At 72.5% G+C, this 5106-nt stretch carries 4 protein-coding genes; all 4 read right to left on the bottom strand.

All coding sequences use genetic code 11. From position 1 onward, the window contains the following. A partial coding sequence (pheT, locus tag VN520_RS36270) for a phenylalanine--tRNA ligase subunit beta (RefSeq protein ID WP_325751211.1) occupies positions 1–1927 on the bottom strand: 1927 nt, incomplete at its 3' end. Continuing rightward, positions 1927–3054, bottom strand: a complete 1128-nt coding sequence (gene pheS, locus VN520_RS36265) for a phenylalanine--tRNA ligase subunit alpha (RefSeq protein ID WP_325751210.1) — start codon at positions 3052–3054, stop codon at positions 1927–1929. The genes pheT and pheS, both read right to left, overlap by 1 nt. A 114-nt stretch (positions 3055–3168) precedes the next feature. Then, positions 3169–4323, bottom strand: coding sequence for a PAS domain-containing sensor histidine kinase (locus tag VN520_RS36260; RefSeq protein WP_325751209.1), 1155 nt, complete (start codon positions 4321–4323; stop codon positions 3169–3171). 139 nt (positions 4324–4462) lie between these two features. Next, the coding region (locus tag VN520_RS36255) for an RNA methyltransferase (protein WP_325751208.1) at positions 4463–5106 on the bottom strand (644 nt) is incomplete at its 5' end.

The following is a 5106-nucleotide window of genomic DNA, read 5'->3' as shown; positions in this document are numbered from 1 at the left end:
CCCACCAGCCGGCCTGCTCGCGGGCGCCCGCCAGGACGACGGCGGCGCGGCGCGGCTGACGCGGCAGCGCCGCGTCCAGACCGGCGATCTCCTCGTCGGTGGGACGGCGGTCGACGGGCAGCCGCACGGCCTTGGTCTCCTGGCCGGTGGGCCTGAAGACCAGCCCCGTCTCGAAGAGCGCCAGGTCGTGGCTGCCGCGGCCGTCGTTGCGCCGCAGTGCGCCGAGCAGGCCCGGCAGCAGCGTGGTGCGCAGCGAGGGCTCCTCGTCGGAGAGCGGGTTGACGAGGGTGACCGTACGGCGCCGGGCGTCGTCCTTCTCCAGGCCGAGCTGGTCGAGGACGGCGTCGCCGATGAACGGGTAGCTCAGCGCCTCGACGTAACCGGCGCCGGCCAGGGCGCGGCCGATGCGGCGGTGCAGCCGCTGGCGGTCGGTGAGCCCGCGTCCGGAGGGCGGGGTCGGCAGGGTGGAGGGGAGGTTCTCGTACCCCTCCAGCCGGATGACCTCCTCGGCCAGGTCGTTGGGCTCGGCGAGGTCGGGGCGCCAGGACGGCACCGTGACGATCAGCTCGTCCTGCCCGTAGACGTCGCAGCCGACCTCCTGGAGGCGGCGTACGACGGTCTCGCGGCCGTAGGCGACACCGGCCACCCGGTCGGGGTGGTCCGCCGGCATCGCGATGGTGCGGGGGGCGGACGGGGCGGTGATCTCCGTGACACCGGCCTCGGCCGTGCCGCCCGCGAGGAGGACCAGCAGGTCGACCGTGCGCTGCGCGGCAGCGGCGGCGGCCTGCGGGTCGACACCGCGCTCGAAGCGCCTGGACGCCTCGGAGCTGAGCTTGTGGCGGCGCGCGGTCCGGGCGATCGCGATCGCGTCGAAGTGCGCGGCCTCGATGACGACCTCGGTGGTCCCGGCCTCCTCGGCCGCGTCGGCGATCTCCGTGTCGGCACCGCCCATGACGCCCGCGAGGCCGATCGGCCCGCGGTCGTCGGTGATGACCAGGTCCTGGGCGTCCAGGACCCGTACGGCGCCGTCGAGCGTGGTGAGCTTCTCGCCCTGCTGGGCGCGGCGCACCCCGATCGTCCCCGCGACACGGGTGCGGTCGTAGGCGTGCAGCGGCTGTCCGAGCTCCAGCATCACGTAGTTCGTGATGTCGACGGCCAGCGAGACGGTGCGCATCCCGGCCTTCTGCAGCCGGCGCTGCATCCAGATCGGGGAGCGCGCCTCGGGCCGCAGGCCGGTGACCGTACGTGCGGTGAAGTTGCTGCAGCCGAACGGGTCGGAGACCTTCACCGGGTAGCCGTGCGCGTTGGGCGGGGGCACGTCCAGGAGCGCCGGGTCGCGCAGCGGCAGCCCGTACGCGATGGCGGTCTCGCGGGCGACCCCGCGCATCGAGAGGCAGTAGCCGCGGTCGGGCGTGACGGCGATGTCGAGGACCTCGTCGACGAGTTCCAGGAGCTCGATCGCGTCGGTGCCGGGCTCGAACTCCGGCGGCAGGACGATGATGCCGTGTGTGCCGTCGTCGCCCATGCCGAGTTCGTCGGCCGAGCAGATCATGCCGTGCGAGGTCCTGCCGTACGTCTTGCGCGCGGCGATCGCGAAGTCGCCGGGCAGCACGGCGCCCGGGAGGACCACGACGACCTTGTCGCCGACGGAGAAGTTACGGGCGCCGCAGACGATCTCCTGCGGTTCGCCGGTGCCGTTGGCGGTGCCGACGTCGACCGTGCAGAAGCGGATGGGCTTCTTGAAGCCCTCCAGCTCCTCGATGGTCAGGACCTGTCCGACGACCAGCGGGCCCTTGAGGCCGGCACCGGTCTGCTCGACGGTCTCGACCTCGAGGCCGACGGAGACGAGCTTGGCCTGTACGTCACGGCCGGTCTCCGTCGCCGGCAGGTCGACGTATTCCCGCAGCCAGGAAAGCGGGACGCGCATCAGATCTCCATCCCGAACGGCCGGGTGAACCGGACGTCGCCCTCGACCATGTCTCGCATGTCCTCGACGTTGTGGCGGAACATCAGCATCCGCTCGATACCGAATCCGAAGGCGAATCCGCTGTACTTCTCGGGGTCCACCCCGCAGGCGACGAGCACCTTCGGGTTGACCATGCCGCAGCCGCCGAGCTCGATCCAGCCCTCGCTGCCGCAGGTGCGGCAGGGGCGGTCCGGGTTGCCGACGGACTCGCCCCGGCAGACGTAGCAGACCATGTCCATCTCGGCGGACGGCTCGGTGAACGGGAAGAAGTTCGGCCGCAGCCGGGTCTTCATGTCCGGTCCGAAGAGCGCCTGGACCATGTGGTCGAGGGTGCCCTTGAGGTCGGCCATCGTGAGGCCCTCGTCGACCGCCAGCAGCTCGATCTGGTGGAAGACCGGGGTGTGCGTGGCGTCGAGCTCGTCGGTGCGGTAGACCCGCCCGGGGCAGACCACGTAGACGGGGGGCTTGCGGCTGAGCAGGGAACGGGCCTGGACGGGCGAGGTGTGCGTGCGCAGCACGACACCGGACCCGTCGCTCTTCGCCCCGTCGGCGCCCTGCACGAAGAAGGTGTCCTGCATCTGCCGTGCCGGGTGGTCGGGCACGAAGTTCAGGGCGTCGAAGTTGAACCACTCCGCCTCGGCCTCGGGGCCCTCGGCGATCTCGTAGCCCATGGCGACGAAGACATCGGCGACGCGCTCCATGATCGTCGTCAGCGGGTGGCGCGCACCGGCCGGGGTCCGGTCGTAGGGCAGGGTGACGTCCACCGCCTCCTCGACCAGCACCCGGGCATCCCGCTCGGCCTCCAGCTCGGCCTGGCGGGCGGCCAGCGCCTTGGAGACGGCGCCGCGGGCCTGGCCCACGCGCTTGCCCGCCTCGGCCTTGGCCTGCGGAGGCAGGGCGCCGATCTCCCGGTTGGCGAGCGACAGGGGCGAGGTACCACCGGTGTGCGCGGTCTTCGCCTGGGCGAGCGCGTCGAGGTCGCCCGCGGCGGCGAAGGCGGCGAACGCCTCGTCCCGCATGCGCTCGATCTCTTCCGGTTTCAGTGCCTCGACCTCGACTGGGTCGTACGACTTGTTCGGTGCCGACATCTCTTCCCGTGCTTCCGATTGGCTGGTGGCGACCCTGGCTCGACGACTGAGGACGCAAAGGTGCCAAAAGTCGAGTCTACGGGCCGCCGGGAGGCGAAGAAGCCCGTGGGCTGCTCAGGCGAGGTACGCCGGAGCTGCCACGGGCAGGATAAATCGGAATTCGGCCCCGCCGCCGGGGGCGCGGTCGACCGTGATGGTGCCGCCGTGCGCCTCGACGATGCCCTTGACGATGTACAGGCCCAGGCCGGTCCCGCCGCGCTTGCTGCCCCGCCAGAAGCGGGTGAAGACGCGGCCCATCGACTCCTCGGGAATGCCGGGGCCTTCGTCGCTCACGGTGACTGCCGTTCCGTTCTCGTCGCTCTTCGCCGGTGCGGGTGCGGGGGCGATCTCGATGGTGACGGTTCCCTCGCCGTGGCGCACCGCGTTTTCGAGAAGGTTGCCGAGGACCTGGTCGACCTTGTCCGGGTCGGCCCAGAGCGCGGGCAGCGGCCGGCGGGTGTGCACGAGGAAGCGGCCGGGCGCCTGGCCGTTCGCGGTGAGCGCCTGGATGTGGCGCTCGACGGCTGCGGAGATGTCCACGGGCTGGCGGCGCAGCTCCAGCCGGCCGGAGTCGATGCGGGAGATGTCGAGCAGCTCGGCGATGAGCCGGGTGACGCGGTTGGCGTCCGCGTCGACGGTCTCCAGCATCAGCCGCTTCTGGTCGTCCGTGAACCGCTCCCACTTGGCCAGGAGCGTGGCGGTGAAGCCCTTGACCGAGGTCAGCGGGGAACGCAGCTCGTGGGCGACGGTCGCGATCAGTTCGGCGTGGCTGAGCTCCGTGCGGCGGCGCGCCTCGGTGCCGCGCAGCGACACGACGAGCCGGCGGACCGGGCCGGCCGGGGTCTCGCGTACGTACCGGGCGGAGACCAGGACCTCACGGCCTCCGGGGAGCAGCAGGTTCTGCTCGGGCTGGCCGACCCTGATGGCGAGCCCGCCGTACGGGTCGGTGAGGTCCCACCAGCGTCGCCCCTTGAGGTCCTCGAGGGGCAGCGCCTGGTCCAGGGAGCGGCCGAGCGCGGCGGCCCCGGGCGTGGCGGTGATCCGGGCCGCGGCCGCGTTGAAGCAGATGACCTTGCCGTTCTCGTCGGCGACGACGAGACCGTCGGGCAGGTCGTCCGGGTCGATGCCCACCACGGGTCTCCCGCCGGCCTGGCTCGCGCCGGCCCCGTCGGGGAGGGCGCGCACGGCGGCCGTGTGTGTCGCTCGCGGCCTGCTCATGCCGACAGCCATCTTCCCGTACCCCACCTCTCGAACCGGTGCAGTGGGCCCCCGAGTTCGTCACCCTACTAGGCGTCAGCGGCCCGGCACACCCTCCGGACGGGCGCCGACGGGGTGTGGCCCGTATCGATCGGTGGCGCGCCGGCGGAGATCAGCGGGCCCGCCGCGGGCGCTGGGCCCGTGCGGAGGCGTAGAGGCACACGGCGGCGGCGGTGGCGAGGTTGAGGCTCTCGGCCTTTCCGTGGATCGGGACCCGGACGACGGCGTCGGCCAGGGCGCGCGTCTCCTCCGGGAGGCCCCACGCCTCGTTGCCGAACACCCAGGCGGTGGGCCCGCCCATGGTGCCCGCGTCGAGTTCGTCGTCGAGGTCGTCCTCGCCCGCGCCGTCGGCCGCCAGGATGCGCACACCGGCGTCCCTGAGTCCCCGTACGGCCTGCTCCACGGGTACGCCGACGGCCACCGGCAGATGGAAGAGGGAGCCGACGGAGGCACGGACCGATTTGGGGTTGTAGAGGTCCACGGAGGCGTCGGTGAGCACGACCGCGTCCGCTCCGGCGGCGTCCGCGCAGCGCAGCACCGTACCCGCGTTCCCGGGGTCGCGTACGTGGGCGAGGACGGCGACCAGGGTGGGCTTCGCCGCGAGGATGTCCTCGAAGGGCGAGTCCAGGAACCGGCAGACACCGATCAGGCCCTGGGGGGTGACGGTCTGCGAGACGTCGGCGAGCACGTCGGCGTCCGCCAGGTGCACCCGGGCGCCCGCGGCACGGGCGGCGTCGATGATCCCGGCGTACCGGT

It is taken from the genome of Streptomyces sp. (genome assembly GCF_035563135.1).
Lineage (GTDB): Bacteria > Actinomycetota > Actinomycetes > Streptomycetales > Streptomycetaceae > Streptomyces.
Note: the sequence above shows the minus strand (reverse complement) of the source record. Positions and strands in the feature narration are given on the sequence as shown.

What these genes read in the sequence shown, in the direction of transcription:
- VN520_RS36260 (WP_325751209.1), bottom strand. Translation starts at nt 4,323, where the DNA reads ATGGCTGTCGGCATGAGCAGGCCGCGAGCGACACACACGGCCGCCGTG.
- pheS (WP_325751210.1), bottom strand. Translation starts at nt 3,054, where the DNA reads ATGTCGGCACCGAACAAGTCGTACGACCCAGTCGAGGTCGAGGCACTG.